Source organism: Cupriavidus sp. FW216-B1 (assembly GCF_058789195.1).
Genome location: NZ_JBYTEL010000012.1, coordinates 12496 through 33683 on the forward strand (window position 1 = coordinate 12496; position 21188 = coordinate 33683).

Here is a 21188-nt window from a genome sequence, read left to right on the forward strand (position 1 = left end):
TTCAGTTGGCGCCTTGCGCGTGGTGGTCCGCCTGCCGGATCGCCTGCCATACGCGGTGCGGGGTGGCGGGCATCTGGATGTCGCGCACGCCCAGCGGCGCGAGCGCATCGACCAGCGCGTTGATGAAGGCCGGCGGCGAGCCGATCGCGCCGGCCTCGCCGCAGCCCTTCACGCCGAGCGGGTTGTGCGTGCAGGGCGTGCCCTTGGCGGTCTCCACCGTGAAGTCCGGCAGGTCGGCGGCGCGCGGCATGGCGTAGTCCATGTAGGAGCCGGTCAGCAACTGGCCGCTGTCGTCGTAGATGCACTGCTCCAGCATGGCCTGCCCGAGGCCCTGGCCGATGCCGCCGTGCACCTGGCCTTCGACGATCATCGGGTTGATGATGTTGCCGAAGTCGTCCACGGCGGTGAACTTGACCACCTGGCTCTCGCCGGTGTCGGGGTCCACCTCCACCTCGCACACGTAGGCGCCGGACGGGTAGGTGAAGTTGGTCGGGTCGTAGAAGGCGTTCTCGTTGAGGCCCGGCTCGAGCTTGTCGAGCGGGTAGTTGTGCGGCACGTAGGCGGTCAGCGCGATCTCGCCGAAGGTCTTGCTGCGGTCGGTGCCGGCCACGCTGAACACGCCGTCCTTGAACTCGATGTCGGCGTCGGACGCTTCCAGCAGGTGGGCCGCGATCTTCTTGGCCTTGGCCTCGATCTTGTCGAGCGCCTTCATGATGGCCGAGCCGCCCACCGCCAGCGAGCGCGAGCCGTAGGTGCCCATGCCGAACGGCACGCGGCCGGTGTCGCCGTGCACGACCTCCACCGCGTCGAGCGCGATGCCGAGGCGGTCCGCCACCACCTGCGCGAAGGTGGTCTCGTGGCCCTGGCCGTGGCTGTGCGAGCCGGTGAACACGGTCACGGTGCCGGTCGGGTGGACGCGGATCTCGCCCACCTCGAACAGCCCCGCGCGCGCGCCCAGCGCGCCGGCGATGTTCGACGGCGCCAGCCCGCAGGCCTCGATGTAGCACGAGTAGCCCAGCCCGCGCAGCTTGCCGCGCTGCCTGGCCTCGTCGCGCCGCGCCGGGAAGCCCTTCACGTCGGCGAGCTCCTGCGCGCGCGCCAGGCACGGCTCGTAGTCGCCGGTGTCGTAGGTCAGGCCGACCGGCGTGGCGTAGGGGAAGTCGCGGATGAAGTTCTTGCGGCGCAGCTCGGCGGGGTCCATCTTCAGTTCGCGCGCGGCGGTCTCCACCAGCCGCTCGACCACGTAGGTGGCCTCCGGGCGGCCGGCGCCGCGGTAGGCGTCCACCGGCGCGGTGTTGGTGAACACCGCGCGCACCTCGGCGTAGATCGCCGGCGTGGCGTATTGCCCGGCCAGCAGCGTGGCGTAGAGGATGGTGGGCACGCTCGAGGAGAACGTGGACAGGTAGGCGCCCATGTTGGCCACCGTGTGCACGCGCATCGCCAGGAACCTGCCGTCGGCGTCGAGCGCCAGTTCGGCCTTGGTGACGTGGTCGCGCCCGTGCGCGTCGGTGAGGAAGGATTCCGAGCGTTCGGCGGTCCACTTGATCGGGCGCCGGACCTTCTTCGAGGCCCAGGTCAGCGCCACGTCCTCGGCGTACAGGAAGATCTTGGAGCCGAAGCCGCCGCCCACGTCCGGCGCGATGATGCGCAGCCGCGACTCGGGCAGGCCGAGCACGAAGGCGCCCATCAGCAGGCGTTCCACGTGCGGGTTCTGGTTGGCGACGTAGACGGTGTAGCTGTCGTCCTGCTTCGTGTAGCTGGCATTGACCGCGCGCGGCTCGATCGCGTTGGGGATCAGGCGGTTGTTGACGATCTCCAGCGTGGTCACGTGGGCGGCGCGCGCGAACGCGGCGTCGGTGGCGGCGCGGTCGCCGTGGCCCCACACGTAGCTGGTGTTCTCCGGCACGTCGTCGTGCACCAGCGTGGCGGCGCAGGCGGCCTGCGCGGTGTTGACCACGGCCGGCAGTTCTTCGTAGTCGACCTCGATCTTCTCGGCGGCGTCCCTGGCCTGCTGCAGGGTCTCGGCCACCACCAGCGCGACCTGGTCGCCCACGTGGCGGGCCTTGCCCTGCGCCAGCACCGGGTGCGGCGGCTCCTTCATCGGGCTGCCGTCGATGCTGTGGATCAGCCAGCCGCACGGCAGGCCGCCGACCTTGTCGGCGGCGATGTCGTCGCCGGTGAAGACGGCGATCACGCCGGGCGAGGCCAGCGCCTCGGCCTTGTCGATGGCGCGGATGCGCGCGTGCGCGTGCGGCGAGCGCACGAAGTAGCCGTAGCTTTGCTGCGGCAGCACGATGTCGTCGGTGTACTGGCCGTTGCCGGTCAGGAAGCGATAGTCTTCTTTGCGCCTGACCGGGGCGCCGATCAGGTGCTGGTGTTCGGGTGCGTTCATGGCGGGTCCCCTTACTCGGCGCTGGCGGTGGCGGCGCCAAGCATGGCGGCCTGGCCTTCCTGCACGGCGCGCACGATGTTGTGGTACCCGGTGCAGCGGCACAGGTTGCCGTCGAGCTGCTCGCGGATGGCGGCGGCGTCGGCCCCGGGCCGGGCCTGGACCAGGGCGGTGGCGCTCATCACCATGCCGGGCGTGCAGAAGCCGCACTGCAGGCCGTGGCAGTTGCGGAAGGCCTCCTGCATGGGGTGGAGCTGGCCTTCGGGGGCCAGCCCCTCGATGGTGGTGACGCGGGCGCCGTCCGCCTGCAGCGCCAGCAGGTTGCACGACTTGACCGCGCGGCCGTCCAGGTGCACGGTGCAGGCGCCGCACTGGGCGGTGTCGCAGCCGACGTGGGTGCCGGTGAGGCGAAGCTGGTCGCGCAGGAACTGGACGAGAAGGGTGTTGGGTTCTACCTGGGCCTCGACGGCGCGGCCGTTGACGGTCAGGCGGATAGGAATCGCCATGCTTGTCTCCATGTGGGTGGACACGTGCATGACCAGAGCCGCGAATCCCGACATGCTGCGCGGGACTGGCCACGACGCGTTACTGCCGTTTGGTGATGTTGCTGCTGACGGCTATTTCGTGATGTTGGTACTGCGGTGCTGCGGCTGCCTGTTGACGCTGCTGGTTGACGCTGTCCGCCGCGGCTGCCGGCCGATGCGGCCTGTCGCGATTCGCGGCAATCCGCGCCGCCGGTAAGATGCGTGCGGACGACCGCTGCGGACGACCGCTGCGGACGACCCATGCAGACGACGCATGCGCGCGAACGTTTGCCCGCGGCCGGCTCTAACAGTTAATCACAAATCACCGGCGCCTGCCATGCGGGTTGCCCCCCTGGGGCGGCCCGTGCGGCGGCGCGGAACCACAGGACCACTTTTGCCAATGGAAGGCTTCATCGACTGGCTGTTCTGCACCATCGCCCTGCCCAAGGTGGGGCTGCCGGCGATCTTCGTGGTCAGCCTGGTGTCGGCCACGCTGCTGCCGCTTGGCTCGGAGCCGGCGGTGTTCGGCTACATCAAGCTCAACCCGCACATGTTCTGGCCGGCCATCGCCGTGGCCACGCTCGGCAACACCGCCGGCGGCGCCATCGACTGGTGGCTCGGCTACGCCGCCAAGCTGGCGCTGGTGCGCTACCGCAGGCGCCGCCAGCAGCGCGCGCACGAGCAGGAGCACGCCGGGCACCGGCTCCATCCGCGCCACGCGCGCAAGCCGGCGCTGGACCAGCGCTATTTCCGCTGGATGCGCCGGCTCGGGCCGCCGACCCTGCTGGCGTCGTGGCTGCCGGCCATTGGTGATCCTCTGTGCACTTTGGCGGGGTGGCTGCGGCTGCCGTTCGGGCCCAGCCTGGTTTACATGGCGATCGGCAAGTTTCTGCGCTACCTTGCCATGACCGTCGCGCTGCTGACGGTGCCGGACAGCTTCTGGCACGGTATTGGTGCGGGCCTGCGCAGCCTGTTCTAGCGCGCGCCGGCCGGGCGGCGGCCGCCAGGCGAGGCCCGGCGGGGGTTCCAGGGGGGTATTCCATTCCCGCATGCTGCGGTGCGGCGAAAGCAGGCGTTGAAGTACAATTGCCCTTTAAAGACGATCCGGCGCACCGTCCCCGTGCGCTACAGGTAGCGGTCCCTCCCCATGAACGCCCCACTCGTGCTCGATGCCAAACTCGCCGCGCAGGATGCCCAGCCGCGCCTGCGTGAGATCCCCTATAACTACACGTCTTTCTCGGACCGCGAGATCGTCATCCGGCTGCTGGGCGAGGAAGCCTGGCGCATCCTGCACGAGCTGCGCGGCGAGCGCCGCACCGGCCGCTCGGCGCGCATGCTGTACGAAGTGCTGGGCGACATCTGGGTGGTGCGCCGCAATCCCTACCTGCAGGACGACCTGCTCGAGAATCCCAAGCGCCGCCAGATGCTGGTGAGCGCGCTGCACCACCGCCTGTCCGAGGTGGAGAAGCGCAGCGCCGCCGACCGCGCCGAGCATGCCGAGCCGGCCGCCGAGGACCGCTCCCACCGCGTCGAGCAGCTGGTCAGCTTCGCCAAGCAGGCCATCGAGGACTTCAAGCAGGAGTTCGCCGACGCCTACGAGCTGCGCAAGCGCACCCAGCGCGTGCTGGGCCGCGTCACGCAGAAGGACAACATCAAGTTCGACGGCCTGTCGCGCGTCTCGCACGTGACCGACGCCACCGACTGGCGCGTGGAATACCCGTTCGTGGTGCTCACGCCGGACACCGAGGAAGAGATCGCCGGCATGGTCAAGGGCTGCTTCGAGCTGGGCCTGACCATCATCCCGCGCGGCGGCGGCACCGGCTACACCGGCGGCGCCGTGCCGCTCACGCCGATGAGCGCGGTCATCAACACCGAGAAGCTGGAGCAGCTCGGGCCGGTCGAGCAGAGCGACCTGCCGGGCGTGGCGCGCAAGGTCGCCACCATCTTCTCCGGCGCCGGCGTGGTGACGCGCCGCGTGGCCGACGCGGCCGACCGCGCCGGGCTGGTGTTCGCGGTCGACCCGACCTCGATCGACGCCTCGTGCATCGGCGGCAACGTGGCCATGAACGCCGGCGGCAAGAAGGCCGTGCTGTGGGGCACCGCGCTGGACAACCTGGCGTGGTGGCGCATGGTGGACCCGGAAGGCAACTGGCTCGAAGTCACCCGGCTGGACCACAACCTGGGCAAGATCCACGACGTGCCGGTGGCTTCGTTCGAGTTGAAGTGGTCGGACGGCAGCCGCGGCCCCGGCGAGAAGGTGCTGCGCACCGAGACGCTCGCCATCGAGGGCCGCAAGTTCCGCAAGGAAGGCCTGGGCAAGGACGTCACCGACAAGTTCCTGGCCGGCCTGCCCGGCATCCAGAAGGAAGGCTGCGACGGCATCATCACCAGCGCGCGCTGGATCCTGCACCGCATGCCGGCGCACGTGCGCACCGTGTGCCTGGAGTTCTTCGGCCAGGCGCGCGACGCGATTCCGAGCATCGTCGAGATCAAGGACTACCTGGACGTGGAGTCGCGCACGCCGGGCGGCGCCGTGCTGGCCGGCCTGGAGCACCTGGACGAGCGCTACCTGCGCGCGGTCGGCTACGCCACCAAGAGCAAGCGCAACGCGTTCCCGAAGATGGTCCTGATCGGCGACATCGTCGGCGACGACCAGGACGCGGTGGCGCGCGCCACCTCGGAAGTCATCCGCATGGCCAACGGCAAGAGCGGCGAAGGCTTCGTCGCGGTCAGCCCCGAGGCGCGCAAGAAATTCTGGCTGGACCGCTCGCGCACCGCCGCGATCGCCAGGCACACCAACGCCTTCAAGATCAACGAAGACGTGGTGATCCCGCTGCCGCGCATGGGCGAGTACACCGACGGCATCGAGCGCATCAACATCGAGCTGTCGATCAAGAACAAGCTCAAGCTGACCGACGCGCTGGAAGCGTTCTTCGCGCGCGGCAACCTGCCGCTGGGCCGCAGCGACGACGCCAACGAGATTCCCAGCGCCGAGCTGCTGGAAGACCGCGTGCAGCACGCGCTGCAGCTGCTGCGCGAGATCCGCTCGCGCTGGATCTACCTGCAGGACCACCTCGACACGCCGCTGGCCAGCGCGCGCGCCGCGCTGATCGGCCACGGCCTGGGCCTGCTCGGCCAGGCCTTCGAGGCGCGCCTGGCGCAGCAGCCGGACGCCACCGTGTTCCACCTGCTGCAGGACCGCACCATCCGCGTGTCGTGGAAGAACGAGCTGCGCGCCGAGCTGCGCAACATCTTCAACGGCGGCGAGTTCAAGCCGATCCTGGACGAGGCGCAGAAGATCCACAAGCAGGTGCTGCGCGGGCGCGTCTTCGTGGCGCTGCACATGCACGCCGGCGACGGCAACGTGCACACCAACATCCCGGTCAACTCCGACGACTACGACATGCTGCAGGACGCCCACCGCGCGGTGGCCCGCATCATGGCGCTGGCGCGCTCGCTCGACGGCGTGATCTCCGGCGAGCACGGCATCGGCATCACCAAGCTGGAGTTCCTGACCGAGGACGAGATCGGCGAGTTCCGCCAGTACAAGCAGCGCGTGGACCCGCAGGGCCGCTTCAACAAGGGCAAGCTGCTGCCCGGCGCGGACCTGCGCAATGCGTACACGCCGTCGTTCGGGCTGATGGGGCACGAGTCCATCATCATGCAGCAGAGCGACATCGGCGCCATCGCCGACAGCGTCAAGGACTGCCTGCGCTGCGGCAAGTGCAAGCCGGTGTGCGCCACCCACGTGCCGCGCGCCAACCTGCTGTACAGCCCGCGCAACAAGATCCTGGCGACCTCGCTGCTGGTGGAGGCGTTCCTGTACGAGGAGCAGACCCGGCGCGGCATCTCGATCAAGCACTGGGACGAGTTCTCCGACGTGGCCGACCACTGCACGGTGTGCCACAAGTGCGTGACGCCGTGCCCGGTCAAGATCGACTTCGGCGACGTGTCGATGAACATGCGCAACCTGCTGCGCAAGATGGGGCAGAAGAAGTTCAACCCCGGCACCGCGGCGTCGATGTTCTTCCTCAACGCCACCAGCCCGCAGACCATCAACATGACCCGCAAGGTCATGATCGGCTGGGGCTACAAGGCGCAGCGCCTGGGCCACGACGTGCTCAGGAAGCTGGCGAAGAAGCAGACCGCGCACCCGCCCGCCACGGTGGGCCGCGCGCCGGTGCAGGAGCAGGTGATCCACTTCATCAACAAGAAGATGCCGGGCAACCTGCCCAAGAAGACCGCGCGCGCGCTGCTCGACATCGAGGACAACGAGATCGTGCCGATCATCCGCGACCCGAAGCGGACCTCGCCCGAGACCGAGGCGGTGTTCTACTTCCCGGGCTGCGGCTCGGAGCGGCTGTTCTCGCAGGTCGGCCTGGCCACGCAGGCCATGCTGTGGCACGTGGGCGTGCAGACCGTGCTGCCGCCGGGCTACCTGTGCTGCGGTTATCCGCAGCGCGGCAACGGCCAGTTCGACAAGGCCGAGAAGATCGTCACCGACAACCGCGTGCTGTTCCACCGCGTGGCCAACACGCTCAACTACCTCGACATCAAGACCGTGGTGGTGAGCTGCGGCACCTGCTACGACCAGCTGGCCGGCTATGAATTCGACAAGATCTTCCCGGGCTGCCGCATCATCGACATCCACGAATACCTGCTGGAGAAGGGCGTCAAGCTCGAGGGCGTGACCGGCACGCGCTACATGTACCACGACCCGTGCCACACGCCGATCAAGACGATGGACCCGACCAAGCTCGTCAACGCGCTGATGGGCGGCAACGAGGGCGGCGGCAAGATCGAGAAGAACGAGCGCTGCTGCGGCGAGTCGGGCACGCTGGCGGTGAGCCGCCCGGACGTGTCCACGCAGATCCGCTTCCGCAAGGAAGAGGAGATGACCCGGGGCGCGGACAAGCTGCGCGCCGACGGCTTCGGCGGCGACGTCAAGATCCTGACCAGCTGCCCGTCGTGCCTGCAGGGCTTGTCGCGCTACAAGGAAGACGCCACGGTGCAGGCCGACTACATCGTGGTCGAGATGGCCAGGCACCTGCTGGGCCAGGACTGGATGCCCGAGTACGTGGCCCGCGCCAACGCCGGCGGCATCGAGCGGGTGCTGGTGTGATGGCGGCGAGCGCCGCGGGCGTCGGCAAGCCAACGGTTCGCTCCCCTCTCCCGCGGCGGGGGAAGGGAGCAGGACGCCGGCATCGCGGAGGCATCGCGGCATGAGCATCGTCCCCGACTGCCCCCTCTGCGAAACCGACGGCGGCGAGCTGGCCTGGCGCGGCGAGCGCGCCCGCATCATCCTGGTCGAGCACGCGCGCTTCCCCGGCTTCTGCCGCGTGGTCTGGAACGGCCACGTGGCCGAGCAGACCGACCTGCCCGACGACGACCAGGCCTGGCTGATGCGGCTGGTGGCGCGCGTCGAGCGCGTCGTGCGCGAAGTGATGACGCCCGACAAGGTCAACCTCGCCGCCTTCGGCAACATGGTGCCGCACCTGCACTGGCATGTCATTCCGCGCTATCGCTGGGACACGCATTTCCCGGAAGCCGTGTGGGCCGCGCCGCAGCGCGAGGCCGACGCGGCGCGGGTGGCGGAACTGACGTCGCGGCTGCCGGTGCTGCGCGACGCGCTGGCGCACATCGGCGAGATGGGCTAGGCGTGTCCACGCCATGCCGGCGCGCCGCGTTGTAGTGGCTGGGGAACCCGGCACGCGCTGCCGGCTTCTAAGAGGCTAATATCTTCCACGAGCGCAGGCCGACGGCCGTGCGTGACCTGCTTGCGCGAAAGGTGCCATGTCCACACCGACTTCCGTTACCGTACCCGGCCCGGCCGTGCCGGCCCGTGCCCTCAAGATCCAGAGCCGCCTGCGCGTGGCCGAGACCTGGGCGCTGATCAAGCCCTACTGGAAGTCCGAGGACCGCAAGGCCGGGCTCGGGCTGCTGGCCTTCGTGGTGGCGCTCAATCTCGGCATCGTCTACATCAACGTGCTGCTCAACGAGTGGAACCGGGTGTTCTACAACGCGCTGGAGCAGCATGACTACACCTCCTTCAAGGCGCTGCTGATCCGCTTTTCGTGGATCGCCGGCTTCTTCATCGTGGCGGCCATCTCGCGGCAGTACTACACCATGATGCTGCAGATGCGCTGGCGCACCTGGATGACCGGCCAGTTCATGGACCACTGGCTCAGCCACCAGGCCTACTACCGCATCGAGCAGACCCACGCCACCGACAACCCCGACCAGCGGCTGGCCGACGACCTGCGCTCGTTTACCGACGGCGCGCTGTCGCTCTCGCTCGGGTTGCTCAATTCGGTGGTCACGCTGCTGTCCTTCGTCGGCATCCTGTGGGCGGTGTCGGGGCCGATCAGCTTCGCGCTGGGCGGCACCACGCTCACCATTCCTGGCTACATGGTGTGGTTCGCGGTCGGCTACGCGGTGATCGGCTCGCTGATCGCCCACATGGTGGGGCGCCCGCTGATCGGCCTGAACTTCCAGCAGGAGCAGTACGAGGCGGATTTCCGCTTCACGCTGGTGCGCCTGCGCGAGAACAGCGAGCCGGTGGCGCTGTACCGCGGCGAGCCGACCGAGCAGGCCGGCCTGCGCTCGCGCTTCGACCGCATCCGCGCCAACTGGAACCAGCTGATGCGCTATACGCGGCGGCTGACCTTCGTCAATTCCGGCTACAGCCAGTTCGCCATCATCTTCCCGCTGATCGTGGCGGCGCCGCGCTACTTCGCCGGCAAGATGACGCTGGGCGGACTGATGCAGATGAGCTCCGCGTTCGGCCAGGTGCAGGGCGCGCTGTCGTGGTTCGTCGACAGCTATGCCACGCTGGTGGGCTGGAAGGCCGCGGCCAACCGGCTGATCGACTTCGGCGACGCCATCCGCGTGGCCGAGCGCCAGGACCGGGAGCACACCGGCGTGCGCGACATCGAGGTGGACCAGGCCGACGGCGCGGCCATCCGCATCGACACGCTGGCGCTGGCGCTGCCGGTGCGCACCGGCAACCGCGGCGAGATCCGGCAGCGCCCGCTGGTGGCGCCGTTCTCGCTGCAGATCGCGCCGGGCGAGCGCTGGCTGGTGAGCGGCCCGTCCGGCTGCGGCAAGAGCGTGCTGTTCCGCGCGCTGGCCGGCATCTGGCCCTACGGCAGCGGCACGGTGTCGATGCCGCGCGCGGCGCGCATGCTGTTCCTGCCCCAGCGCAGCTATCTGCCGATCGGCTCGCTGGCCGACGCGCTGGCCTATCCCGACGCGGGCACCCTGCACAGCACCGAGGCGCTGCAGCGGGTGCTGGTGCAGGCCCGGCTCGGCGCGCTGACCGGGCAGCTCGACGTGTTCGACAACTGGTCGCTGCGGCTGTCGCCGGGCGAGCAGCAGCGGCTGGCGTTCGCGCGCGCGCTGCTGCAGAAGCCCGACTACCTGTTCCTCGACGAGGCCACCAGCGCGCTCGACGAGGAAACCGAGGAAGCCATGTACCGCCTGATGGTGGAGTCGCTGCCCGGCGCGGCCATCGTCAGCATCGCCCACCGCAGCACGGTGGCGGCCTTCCACGGCCGCCGCCTGCGCTACGTGGCCGCCGACGGCGCGCACTGGGAGGCGGAGCCGGACGGGCGGGGGGCGCAAAGCGGGCAAAGTGGGCAAGCAGAGGCGGCTGCGGTAAGCTATCGGGTCGTACACGAAGCGTGAAGGCGGGTGTGGCCGCGGCCTGCGGCGTCCCCGCTGCCGCGCGCACCCATCACATGGCAGGCCTCGAAAAAGATACTCCCCATCCCACCGCCCTCACCGTGCACACCCAGTCGCGCGTGCTGGAGGTGGGCTTCGACAACGGCGCCAGCTTCCGGCTGCCCTTCGAATACCTGCGCGTCAACTCGCCCTCGGCCGAGGTGCAGGGCCACGGCCCCGGGCAGGAAGTGCTGCAGACCGGCAAGCGCGACGTCGCCATCGCGGCGGTCGAGCAGGTCGGCAACTACGCCATCCTGATCCGGTTTTCCGACGGACACGACACCGGCATCTATTCGTGGGAACTGCTGTACCGCCTCGGCGCCGAGCAGGACGCCATCTGGCAGGCCTACCTGAAGCGGCTGGAGGCGGCCGGGATCGACCGCGACGCCCCGATGCCCGCCGCCGGCGGCCACGCCTGCGGCAACCATTGAGCCCGGGCGCCGCGCGCGCCTGCCGTCGCGGCCATCGGCACGATGACCGGCACGACCACCGCCGCGCATACCGACGAGATTACTGAATTACGGAGCAAGCCATGAGCGAAACCCATTTCGGGTTCGAGAAAGTCAGCGAAGAGGAAAAGGCCGGCAAGGTGGCCGGTGTGTTCCATTCGGTGGCGAGCAAGTACGACGTCATGAACGACCTGATGTCGGGCGGCATGCACCGGCTGTGGAAGATGTTCACCATCGCCCAGGCCGGCGTGCGGCCGGGCTTCAAGGTGCTTGACATCGCCGGCGGCACCGGCGACCTGGCCAAGGCCTTCGCCCGCCAGGCCGGCCCGACCGGCGAGGTCTGGCTGACCGACATCAACGAGTCGATGCTGCGCGTGGGCCGCGACCGCCTGCTCAACAAGGGCGTCGTTACCCCGGTCTGCCTGTGCGACGCCGAGCACATCCCGTTTCCCGACAACCACTTCGACCTCGTCACGGTGGCCTTCGGCCTGCGCAACATGACCCACAAGGACGCCGCGCTGGCGGAGATGCGCCGCGTGGTCAAGCCGGGCGGCAAGGTGATGGTGCTGGAGTTCTCCAAGGTCTGGAAGCCGCTGGAAAAAGCCTACGATATCTACTCCTTCAAGGTGCTGCCCTGGCTGGGCGAGCGCGTGGCCCAGGATGCCCACAGCTATCGCTACCTCGCGGAATCGATCAGAATGCATCCAGACCAGGTTTCACTTGTACGCCTGATGGAACATGCGGGCCTGGAAAATGTCGAATACTTCAATCTGACGGCCGGGGTCGTGGCTCTTCACGTCGGGCGGAAGTACTAGACTGATATAGGCTCAATGAAGATGAGCGAACTTGACAGGGGAAGTGCAAAAATGTCGCAAATTCGCGGAAAATTCATGGCGGCGGTGCTGATCGGCACCCTCGCTCTCGGCATGGCGCTGGACGCCAATGCCAAGCGGCTGGGCGGCGGCTCGCGCAGCTTCGGCAAGCAGTCGTCGAACGTGACGCAGCGCCAGCAGACACCGCCGCAGCAAGCGCCCAGCCAGACGCCGGCCCAGCAGCCGGGCCAGCAGGCCGCGCCCGCCGGTGCCGCGGCTGGCGCCGGGGCAGCCGCCGCGGCCGCGCCCAAGCGCAACTGGGGCGGCATGCTGGGCGGCATCGCCGCCGGCCTGGGCATCGGCTGGCTGCTGTCGCACTTCGGCCTGGGCGGCGCGGCGATGAGCTTCCTGTCCAACCTGATCCTGATCGCGCTGGCGGCCTTCGTGGTGATGTGGCTGATCCGCAAGTTCCGTGGCGGCGCCGGCCGCGCGCAGCAGCCGGCCTATGCCGGCGGCGGCCTGGGCGGCATGAATGGCGGCTCGGTTGGCAGCAGCGAGCCGGTCCTGCGCCAGCAGGTGCCCGGCGGGGCGGCCAATCCCGTGATGCCCGCGGCCGGCGCGGCCGCGCCGGCGATGGCGGGCGCCGCGCAGCCGTGGGGTGTGCCGGCCGATTTCGACACCGCCGCCTTCCTGCGCAACGCCAAGGTCTACTACGTGCGCCTGCAGGCCGCGTGGGACGCCGGCAACCTCGAGGACATCCGCGAGTTCACCACGCCGGAAATGTTCGCCGAGATCAAGATGGATCTGGCCGAGCGCGGCGCCGAGGTCAACAAGACCGACGTGGTCACGCTGGAAGCCGAGCTGCTGGGCATCGAGGACAGCCCGGCGCAGCATCTGGCCAGCGTGCGCTTCTCCGGCATGATCCGCGAGAAGGCGGGCGAGCCGGCGCAGCCGTTCGCCGAGGTCTGGAACCTGGCCAAGCCGGTCAGCGGCAGCGGCGGCTGGGTGCTGGCCGGGATCCAGCAGGTGTCCTGAGCCTGCCGGCCAGGCGGGCTGCCGCCCGCCTGCAGGTGGCTTAGAATGGAGGCCCACGTGAAAACGTGGGCTTTCTTTTTGTCCGGCGCCGCGGTGCCGGCGCCAGCCACCCGGACTTCACGGACCTCACGGATTCCCACGGACCCCCACGGATCTCAACCCGCAAGCACTGAAAGGCCCCGCCCCCAGCCCGACCCCCTTATGCCCACCCTCCCCACCGCTCTGACCACGCCTCCGATCACCGCCCTGAACCACCTGCTCGAGCAGGAGCCGTGGGCGCTCTCGCTGCTCCAGCCGTTCGCCGGCCGCGCGCTGCGCTTCGACGCGGCCGCCTTCACGGTGGTCCTGCGCGTCACCGGCCAGGGGCTGGTCGAACCGGCGCCGGCGGAGGAGGCCCCCGCGGTGACGCTGACCGTGCCGCTGCAGCAATGGCCGCTGGTGGCATCCGACATCGCCGACGGCGGGCAGGCGGCGGCGATGAAGCACGTGCGCATCGAGGGCGATGCCGAGCTGGCCAATACCGTGTCGACGCTGGCGCGCAACCTGCGCTGGGACGCCGCCGAAGACCTGTCGCGCGCGCTGCGCGGCATCCTCGGCGGCCCGCTCAGCGACAGCGTGGCGCAGCGCGTGGTGCAGGGCGCGCAGGACGCCCGTGTGCAGGCCGCGCGGCTGGGCCGCACGCTGGTCGAGAACGTGACCGAATACCTGCTCGACGAGCAGCCCACCCTGGTGCGCCACGCCGCGCTCGACACGTTCGGCACCGGGGTGCGGGCGCTCGGCGACGATCTCGCGCGGCTGGAAAAGCGGCTGGAGAAGCTGGAGCAGCGCGCCCGCCCGCAAGGCGGCGCGGCCGCGGGGGCGGGCAGCCTGCCGTCCGCCCACCGCTGAACGCCGCCCGCCCATGCCGATGGCTGTGCCCGCATCGGCCAATCCGTAGCGCCCAAATACTGAAACCTGCATGACCCGCTTCCTGCGCCTTTGCAAGATTGTCTTCGTCATCCTCTACTACGGGCTGGATGAACTCGTGCTGTCCGGCTTCAAGAGCCGCCGCATCCGCTTCCTGGTGCGCGTCATCACCATCGGGCGCAAGCTCGACATGCCGCGCGGCGAGCGCCTGCGGCTGGCGCTGACGCGGCTCGGGCCGATCTTCGTCAAGTTCGGCCAGGTGCTCTCGACCCGGCGCGACCTGATGCCGGCCGATATCGCCGACGAGCTGGCCAAGCTGCAGGATCAGGTGCCGCCGTTCGACCCGGTGGTGGCGGTCAAGATCATCGAGCGCTCGCTGGGCCGGCCGCTGGCCACGCTGTTCGAGAGCTTCGACCACCAGCCGGTGGCCAGCGCGTCGATCGCGCAGGTGCACTTCGCCACGCTCAAGGGCGGCTCCAGCCACGGCCGCGAGGTGGCGGTGAAGGTGCTGCGCCCGGGCATGCTGCCGGTGATCGACAGCGACCTCGCGCTGATGCGCGACCTCGCCGCCTGGCTCGAGCGCTTCTGGGCCGACGGCAAGCGCCTCAAGCCGCGCGAGGTGGTGGCCGAGTTCGACAAGTACCTGCACGACGAGCTCGACCTGATGATCGAGGCCGCCAACTGCAGCCAGTTGCGCCGCAACTTCAACGACACCAGACTGCTGCTGGTGCCCGAGGTGTTCTGGGACTTCTGCAGCAGCGAGGTGTTCGTGATGGAGCGCATGCACGGCGTTCCCATCTCGCGCAACGAGGCGCTCAGGGCAGCCGGCGTGGACATGCACAAGCTGGCCGAGGAGGGCGTGGAGATCTTCTTCACCCAGGTCTTCCGCGACGGCTTCTTCCATGCCGACATGCACCCCGGCAACATCCTCGTGTCGGTGGCGCCGCAGACGCTGGGCCGCTACATCGCGCTGGACTTCGGCATCGTCGGCGCGCTGTCCGAGTTCGACAAGAACTACCTGGCGCAGAACTTCATCGCCTTCTTCCGCCGCGACTACCACCGCGTGGCGCTGCTGCACGTGGAGTCCGGCTGGGTGCCGCCCGACACGCGCGTGGAAGAGCTCGAAAGCGCGGTGCGCGCCTGCTGCGAGCCGTACTTCGACAAGCCGCTCAAGGAGATCTCGCTGGGCATGGTGCTGATGCGCCTGTTCCAGACCTCGCGCCGCTTCAACGTCGAGATCCAGCCGCAACTGGTGCTGCTGCAGAAGACCCTGCTCAACATCGAGGGTCTGGGCCGCCAGCTCGATCCCGACCTCGACCTGTGGCAGACCGCCAAGCCCTTCCTGGAAAAATGGATGCACGAGCAGGTCGGCTGGAAGGGCGCGTGGGAGCGCATCCAGGTCGAGGCGCCGCAATGGGCCAAGATGCTGCCGGACTTCCCGCGCCTCGCGCACCAGTTCCTCGAGCGCCGCGCGCTGGTGGACAACGGCCAGCAGGAGAAGCTGCTGGGCACGCTGATCGCCGAGCAGCGCCGCACCAACCGCCTGATCGCCACGGCGCTGCTGCTGGCCGGCGGCTTCCTCGCCGGCATCGTGCTGACGGAACTGCTGAGCCTGGGCGGCTACCTGTAGCCCGCCGCGTTCGCGGCCCGCATCGGGCAGGACAATCACAAGGAGACACGGCGTGACCGAAGCCAACAAGAGCGGCAAGGACAGCAAGGACAGCAAGGAGCGCAAGGACAGCGACCCCGGCAGCGCCGCCGCGCCCGCCTTCGCCACCCGCGACGCCGCCGACCCGGCGTTCTGGGACGAGCGTTTCGAAAAGGGCTTCATGCCGTGGGACCTGGGCGGCGTGCCGGCCGAGTTCGCCGCCTTCGCCACGGCGCTGGCGCCGTGCCCCACGCTGGTGCCCGGCTGCGGCAACGGCTGGGAAGCCGGCTGGCTGCACGCGCGCGGCTGGCCCGTGACCGCGATCGACTTTTCGCCGCAGGCCGTGGCCAGCGCGCGCCACGCGCTGGGGCCGGCCGGCGCCGTGGTGCGCGAGGCGGATTTCTTCGCCTTCACACCGGAGCCCGCCTGCCGCCTGATCTACGAGCGCGCGTTCCTGTGCGCGCTGCCGCCGGCCATGCGCGCCGCCTACGGCGCGCGCGTGGCGGCACTGCTGCCGGCGGGCGGCCTGCTGGCCGGCTACTTCTTCCTGGACGAGACCCGCGGCGGCCCGCCGTTCTCGATCCCGCGCGCCGGGCTGGAGGCGCTGCTGGCGCCGACCTTCGAGCTGGTGGAGGACCGTCCCGCCACCGGTTCGCTGCCGGTGTTCGCCGGGCGCGAGCACTGGCAAGTCTGGCGCCGGCGCGCATAGGCGCCCGCGTTTTCCCGGGGCGCCGGCGCGCGCGGGCCCGCCTGTGGCGCCCGCGCTGCACCGCTTCGGGGATTTGCCCGGCGCCCGGAATTTTTTTCTCCCGCGGCGGCCTGCGTGGCTATAATCCGCGTTTTGATTCGGCTACGACCGCAGGCTAGATCAGCCACCCATGCGGCCCCGACCGATGAATTGGACCCGGGGCAGGGCGGCACAGGCACAGGCAGCATCCCGCCCACCCGGCAACCGGTTTTTCGCCGCAAGGGCATTTTTGGGATAGGGCAGCGCCATGCTGATCTGGTTCGTCGTCATCTACTGGATAATCTCGGTCGGCATCGGCCTGTGGGCCGCGCTGCGCGTGCGCAACACCACGGACTTCGCGGTCGCCGGCCGCAGCCTGCCTTTTTACATCGTCACCGCCACCGTCTTCGCCACGTGGTTCGGCTCGGAGACGGTGCTCGGCATCCCCGCCGTGTTCCTCAAGGAAGGCCTGTCCGGGGTGGTGTCCGATCCCTTCGGTTCCTCGCTGTGCCTGATCCTGGTCGGCCTGTTCTTCGCGCGTCCGCTGTACCGCATGAACCTGCTCACCATCGGCGACTACTATCACAACCGCTACGGGCGGCTGGCCGAGGTGCTGACCACGCTGTGCATCGTGATGTCCTACCTGGGCTGGGTGGCCGCGCAGATCAAGGCGCTCGGGCTGGTGTTCTTCACCGTCTCGGACGGCGCGCTGTCGCAGGAGGCCGGCATGATGATCGGCGCGGCCAGCGTGCTGGTCTACACGCTGTTCGGCGGCATGTGGTCGGTGGCCGTGACCGACTTCATCCAGATGATCATCATCGTGATCGGCATGGTGTACATCGGCGTCGAGGTCAGCGGCCAGGCTGGCGGCGTGGCCGCGGTGGTGTCGCACGCGGCGGCGGCCGGCAAGTTCACCTTCCTGCCGTCGCTGGACCTGGTGCAGATCATCGGCTTCGCGGCGGCGCTGTTTACCATGATGCTGGGCTCGATCCCGCAGCAGGACGTGTTCCAGCGCGTGACCTCGTCGCGCACCGAGCAGATCGCCGGGCGCGCCTCGGTGCTCGGCGGCGTGCTGTATTTCTGCTTCGCCTTCATCCCGATGTTCCTGGCGTACTCGGCCACCATGATCGATCCGCAGATGGTGGAGAAGTACATCAACACCGACTCGCAGCTGATCCTGCCCAAGCTGATCCTGACCCACGCGCCGATGTTCGCCCAGGTGATGTTCTTCGGCGCGCTGCTGTCGGCCATCAAGAGCTGCGCCTCGGCCACGCTGCTGGCGCCGTCGGTGACGTTCGCCGAGAACATCCTGCGGCCGTACTTCCGCCACCTCGACGACCGTCGCTTCCTGCGCGTGATGCAGACCGTGGTGCTGTGCTTCGCGGTGCTGGTGACGCTGTTCGCGCTGAACTCGCACCTGTCGATCTTCCACATGGTCGAAAACGCCTACAAGGTCACATTGGTCTCGTCCTTCGTGCCGCTGGCGTTCGGCATGTTCTGGAAGCCCGCCACGCGCCAGGGCGGCCTCGCCGCCATCCTGCTGGGGCTGGCGTCGTGGCTGTGCTGCGAGGTCGCCTTCCCCGACGCGGCGGTGCCGCCGCAGATGGTCGGGCTGATGTTCTCGATCGGCGGCATGGTGCTCGGCTCGCTGCTGCCGCAGTGGATCGGCGACCATCCGCGCGTCAAGGAAGTCCACCTGGCCTGAGCGGCGCCGGCATCGCATCCCGCCTGGCGTGCGTCCGGATGCATTTTCTGCCCCTTTTCCTGCGGCCCGGCTCACGCAGAACGGTTTATAATTCAAGGCTTTGCACCGCCATGCGGCGGCCCGGGAACGGCAACTTCCCGGCCGGCACGGCGGCGCCTTCCGATCCGTCCATCCAGTTTCCGTTCCAGAATCCTCGCGGAGAGCCACTATGCCGATTTATGCCTACCGTTGCGACGCCTGCGGCCACGGGCGCGATGTGCTGCAGAAAATGAGCGATGCTCCGCTCACCGACTGCCCATCCTGCGGCGCGGCGGGCACCTTCAAGAAACAACTGACCGCGGCGGGCTTCCAGCTCAAGGGCTCGGGCTGGTACGTCACCGACTTCCGCGGCGGCAACGGCGGCACCTCCGCGCCGGCCACCGCGCCCGCCGCGGGCGGCGACAGCGCCGGCGGCGCGCCGGCAGCGTCGGGCGAGCCGGCCGGCGGCGCCGCTGCCTCTTCGACCGCTTCGGCGGCCTCGGGCACCACCGCATCGACAAGCCCGGCCGGCGGTTGCGGCAGCGCTTGCGCCTGCCATTGAAAGCAGAACGCACCGTGCCGGCGAAGAAGACCTCCGCCCTCAAGACCTGGTTCCTGACCGGGCTGCTTGTCCTGGTGCCGCTGGGCATCACGCTGTGGGTGCTGAGCCTGGTCATCGGCACGATGGACCAGAGCCTGGCGCTGCTGCCCGAGACCTGGCGCCCGGACCGGCTGATGTTCGGCAAGCGCGTGACCGGCCTGGGCGCGATCCTGACGCTGCTGTTCATCCTGCTGGTCGGCATGCTGGCCCACAACTTCATCGGCCAGCGGCTGGTGCGCTGGTGGGAGGCGCTGCTGGGCCACATCCCGGTGGTCGGGCCGATCTACACCAGCGTCAAGCAGGTGTCCGACACGCTGCTGTCGTCCTCGGGCAATGCCTTTCGCAAGGCGCTGCTGGTGCAGTACCCGCGCGAAGGCTCGTGGACCATCGCCTTCCTCACCGGCCGCCCCGGCGGCGACGTGCAAAACCATCTCCAGGGCGAGTACGTCAGCGTCTACGTGCCGACCACGCCCAACCCGACCTCGGGCTTCTTCCTGATGATGCCCAAGGCCGATACCATCGAACTCGACATGACCGTCGACGCCGCGCTGAAGTACATCGTCTCGATGGGCGTGGTGGCGCCGACCGAGCTGCCGCGCAAGAGCGACACGGCGCGCGACGACGGGGCGCCGGACGAAGCCCTCGCCGAGCCCGCCGACACAACGTCTTCAAATTGATCGCCGGCCGCACCAGCGGCCGCGTTATTCCGGGAATTCTCTTATGTCCTCCATGCGTACTCACTATTGCGGTCTCGTGACCGAACAACTGACGGGCCAGGAAGTGGCCCTGACCGGCTGGGTGCAGCGCCGCCGCGATCACGGCGGCGTGATCTTCATCGACCTGCGCGACCGCGAAGGCCTGGTCCAGGTGGTGTGCGACCCCGACCGCCCCGAGATGTTCAAGGCGGCCGAAGAGATCCGCAACGAGTTCTGCATCCGCATCACCGGCAAGGTGCGCGCGCGCCCGGCCGGCACCGAGAACGCCAACCTGACCTCGGGCAAGATCGAGGTGCTGTGCCATGAGCTGACCGTGCTCAACCCGTCGGTCACGCCGCCGTTCCAGCTCGACGACGACAACCTGTCGGAAACCACGCGCCTGACGCACCGCGTGCTGGACCTGCGCCGCCCGCAGATGCAGTACAACCTGCGCCTGCGCTACAAGGTGGCGATGGAAGTGCGCAAGTTCCTCGACGCGCAGGGCTTCATCGACATCGAGACGCCGATGCTGGGCAAGAGCACGCCGGAAGGCGCGCGCGACTACCTGGTGCCGTCGCGCACCAACCCGGGCCACTTCTTCGCGCTGCCGCAGTCGCCGCAGATCTTCAAGCAGATGCTGATGGTGTCGGGCTTCGACCGCTACTACCAGATCACCAAGTGCTTCCGCGACGAGGACCTGCGCGCCGACCGCCAGCCCGAGTTCACGCAGATCGACTGCGAGACCTCGTTCCTGACCGAGCAGGAGATCCGCGACCTGTTCGAGGACATGATGCGCACGGTGTTCAAGAACGCCATCGACGTGGACCTCGACGCCCGGTTCCCGGTGATGGAGTTCCGCGAGGCGATGGCCCGCTTCGGCTCGGACAAGCCCGACCTGCGCGTCAAGCTTGAATTCACCGAGCTGACCGACGTCATGAAGGACGTCGACTTCAAGGTGTTCTCCGGCCCGGCCAACAGCGACAACGGCCGCGTGGTCGGCCTGCGCGTGCCGGGCGGCAGCGCCATCTCGCGCGGCGAGATCGACGCCTACACCCAGTTCGTCGGCATCTACGGCGCCAAGGGCCTGGCCTGGATCAAGGTCAACGAAGTGGCCAAGGGCCGCGACGGCCTGCAATCGCCGATCGTCAAGAACCTGCACGACGCCGCCATCGCCGAGATCCTCAAGCGCACCGGCGCCCAGGACGGCGACATCATCTTCTTCGGCGCGGACAAGGCCAAGGTGGTCAACGACGCCATCGGCGGCCTGCGCCTGAAGATCGGCCACTCCGAGTTCGGCAAGAGCAACGGCCTGTTCGAGGACGTGTGGAAGCCGCTGTGGGTGATCGACTTCCCGATGTTCGAGTACGACGAGGAAGACGCCCGCTGGGTCGCCATGCACCACCCGTTCACCAGCCCCAAGGACGAGCACCTGCAATACCTGGAAACCGATCCGGGCAAGTGCATCGCCAAGGCCTACGACATGGTGCTCAACGGCTGGGAAATGGGCGGCGGCTCGGTGCGGATCTACCGCGAGGACGTGCAGAGCAAGGTGTTCCGCGCGCTCAAGATCGGCGAGGAAGAAGCCCGCGCCAAGTTCGGCTACCTGCTCGACGCGCTGCAGTACGGCGCGCCCCCGCACGGCGGCCTGGCCTTCGGCCTGGACCGCATCGTCACGATGATGGCCGGCGCCGACTCGATCCGCGACGTGATCGCCTTCCCCAAGACCCAGCGCGCCCAGGACCTGCTGACCCAGGCCCCGAGCACGGTCGACGAGAAGCAACTGCGCGAGCTGCACATCCGCCTGCGCTCGGCCGAGCCGAAGACCGCCTGAGTGCCGGGCGGCCTGCGGGCCGCCCGCCGCATGCTGCTCAGGAAGCCCAGCGTGGCGCCGACCCCGGTTGGCGCGCGCAGGGCTTTTTTTCGCCCGCGCAGGGCCGGGGCCCGCGCGTTGTGTGCC

Annotated in this window: 17 protein-coding genes; 15 read left to right on the top strand and 2 right to left on the bottom strand. The window is 69.0% G+C overall.

Translation table 11 applies throughout. The features are described from left to right. Position 1: 1 nt before the first annotated feature. Both AC3WXD_RS22770 and AC3WXD_RS22775 read right to left on the bottom strand, forming a co-directional pair. The gene (locus AC3WXD_RS22770; protein ID WP_492324752.1) at positions 2-2392 is read right to left on the bottom strand and encodes a xanthine dehydrogenase family protein molybdopterin-binding subunit; all 2391 of its coding nucleotides are present in this window, start codon (positions 2390-2392) and stop codon (positions 2-4) included. 11 nt (positions 2393-2403) lie between these two features. Next, on the bottom strand, positions 2404-2895 hold the full coding sequence (locus AC3WXD_RS22775; protein ID WP_020205869.1) for a (2Fe-2S)-binding protein: 492 nt from the start codon (positions 2893-2895) through the stop codon (positions 2404-2406). On the opposite strand from AC3WXD_RS22775, the gene AC3WXD_RS22780 reads away from it, so the two are divergent. From AC3WXD_RS22780 to aspS, 15 genes are all read left to right on the top strand, one after another. Beyond that, complete coding sequence (locus AC3WXD_RS22780; protein WP_454730905.1) at positions 2894-3130, top strand: hypothetical protein; 237 nt, start codon at positions 2894-2896, stop codon at positions 3128-3130. The genes AC3WXD_RS22775 and AC3WXD_RS22780 overlap by 2 nt on opposite strands. A gap of 183 nt (positions 3131-3313) precedes the next feature. Beyond that, positions 3314-3892, top strand: a complete 579-nt coding sequence (locus AC3WXD_RS22785; protein ID WP_492324753.1) for a YqaA family protein — start codon at positions 3314-3316, stop codon at positions 3890-3892. Between the two features lie 168 nt (positions 3893-4060). Next, positions 4061-8035, top strand: a complete 3975-nt coding sequence (locus tag AC3WXD_RS22790) for a DUF3683 domain-containing protein (RefSeq protein WP_029044214.1) — start codon at positions 4061-4063, stop codon at positions 8033-8035. A gap of 100 nt (positions 8036-8135) precedes the next feature. Further along, a complete protein-coding gene (locus AC3WXD_RS22795; protein WP_492324754.1) occupies positions 8136-8570 on the top strand; it encodes an HIT family protein in 435 nt (144 codons plus the stop codon). Positions 8571-8706: 136 nt separating this feature from the next. After that, positions 8707-10599: an ABC transporter ATP-binding protein/permease gene (locus AC3WXD_RS22800; RefSeq protein ID WP_059410460.1), complete on the top strand. Its 1893-nt coding sequence runs from the start codon at positions 8707-8709 to the stop codon at positions 10597-10599. Between the two features lie 53 nt (positions 10600-10652). Further along, the gene (locus AC3WXD_RS22805; protein ID WP_029044216.1) at positions 10653-11066 is read left to right on the top strand and encodes a gamma-butyrobetaine hydroxylase family protein; all 414 of its coding nucleotides are present in this window, start codon (positions 10653-10655) and stop codon (positions 11064-11066) included. A gap of 101 nt (positions 11067-11167) precedes the next feature. Continuing rightward, positions 11168-11899, top strand: a complete 732-nt coding sequence (gene ubiE / locus AC3WXD_RS22810; protein WP_020205876.1) for a bifunctional demethylmenaquinone methyltransferase/2-methoxy-6-polyprenyl-1,4-benzoquinol methylase UbiE — start codon at positions 11168-11170, stop codon at positions 11897-11899. A 51-nt stretch (positions 11900-11950) separates the two neighbouring features. Then, a complete protein-coding gene (locus AC3WXD_RS22815; protein ID WP_029044217.1) occupies positions 11951-12931 on the top strand; it encodes a Tim44 domain-containing protein in 981 nt (326 codons plus the stop codon). Between the two features lie 201 nt (positions 12932-13132). Further along, positions 13133-13819 carry a ubiquinone biosynthesis accessory factor UbiJ gene (locus tag AC3WXD_RS22820; protein WP_492324755.1) on the top strand — a complete coding sequence of 229 codons (687 nt, stop codon included), beginning with the start codon at positions 13133-13135 and terminating at the stop codon, positions 13817-13819. A 70-nt stretch (positions 13820-13889) separates the two neighbouring features. Further along, positions 13890-15467 (top strand): ubiquinone biosynthesis regulatory protein kinase UbiB, encoded by a 1578-nt coding sequence (ubiB, locus tag AC3WXD_RS22825; protein WP_020203144.1) that lies wholly within the window; start codon positions 13890-13892, stop codon positions 15465-15467. A 52-nt stretch (positions 15468-15519) separates the two neighbouring features. Beyond that, the gene (locus tag AC3WXD_RS22830) at positions 15520-16194 is read left to right on the top strand and encodes a methyltransferase domain-containing protein (RefSeq protein WP_492324756.1); all 675 of its coding nucleotides are present in this window, start codon (positions 15520-15522) and stop codon (positions 16192-16194) included. Between the two features lie 286 nt (positions 16195-16480). Next, complete coding sequence (locus AC3WXD_RS22835) at positions 16481-17917, top strand: high affinity choline transporter 1 (RefSeq protein WP_020203146.1); 1437 nt, start codon at positions 16481-16483, stop codon at positions 17915-17917. Between the two features lie 208 nt (positions 17918-18125). Continuing rightward, on the top strand, positions 18126-18497 hold the full coding sequence (locus tag AC3WXD_RS22840) for an FmdB family zinc ribbon protein (RefSeq protein ID WP_454730909.1): 372 nt from the start codon (positions 18126-18128) through the stop codon (positions 18495-18497). 14 nt (positions 18498-18511) lie between these two features. Next, on the top strand, positions 18512-19213 hold the full coding sequence (locus AC3WXD_RS22845; protein ID WP_020203148.1) for a DUF502 domain-containing protein: 702 nt from the start codon (positions 18512-18514) through the stop codon (positions 19211-19213). 43 nt (positions 19214-19256) lie between these two features. Beyond that, the gene (gene aspS / locus AC3WXD_RS22850; RefSeq protein WP_029043640.1) at positions 19257-21062 is read left to right on the top strand and encodes an aspartate--tRNA ligase; all 1806 of its coding nucleotides are present in this window, start codon (positions 19257-19259) and stop codon (positions 21060-21062) included. Positions 21063-21188: the final 126 nt, after the last annotated feature.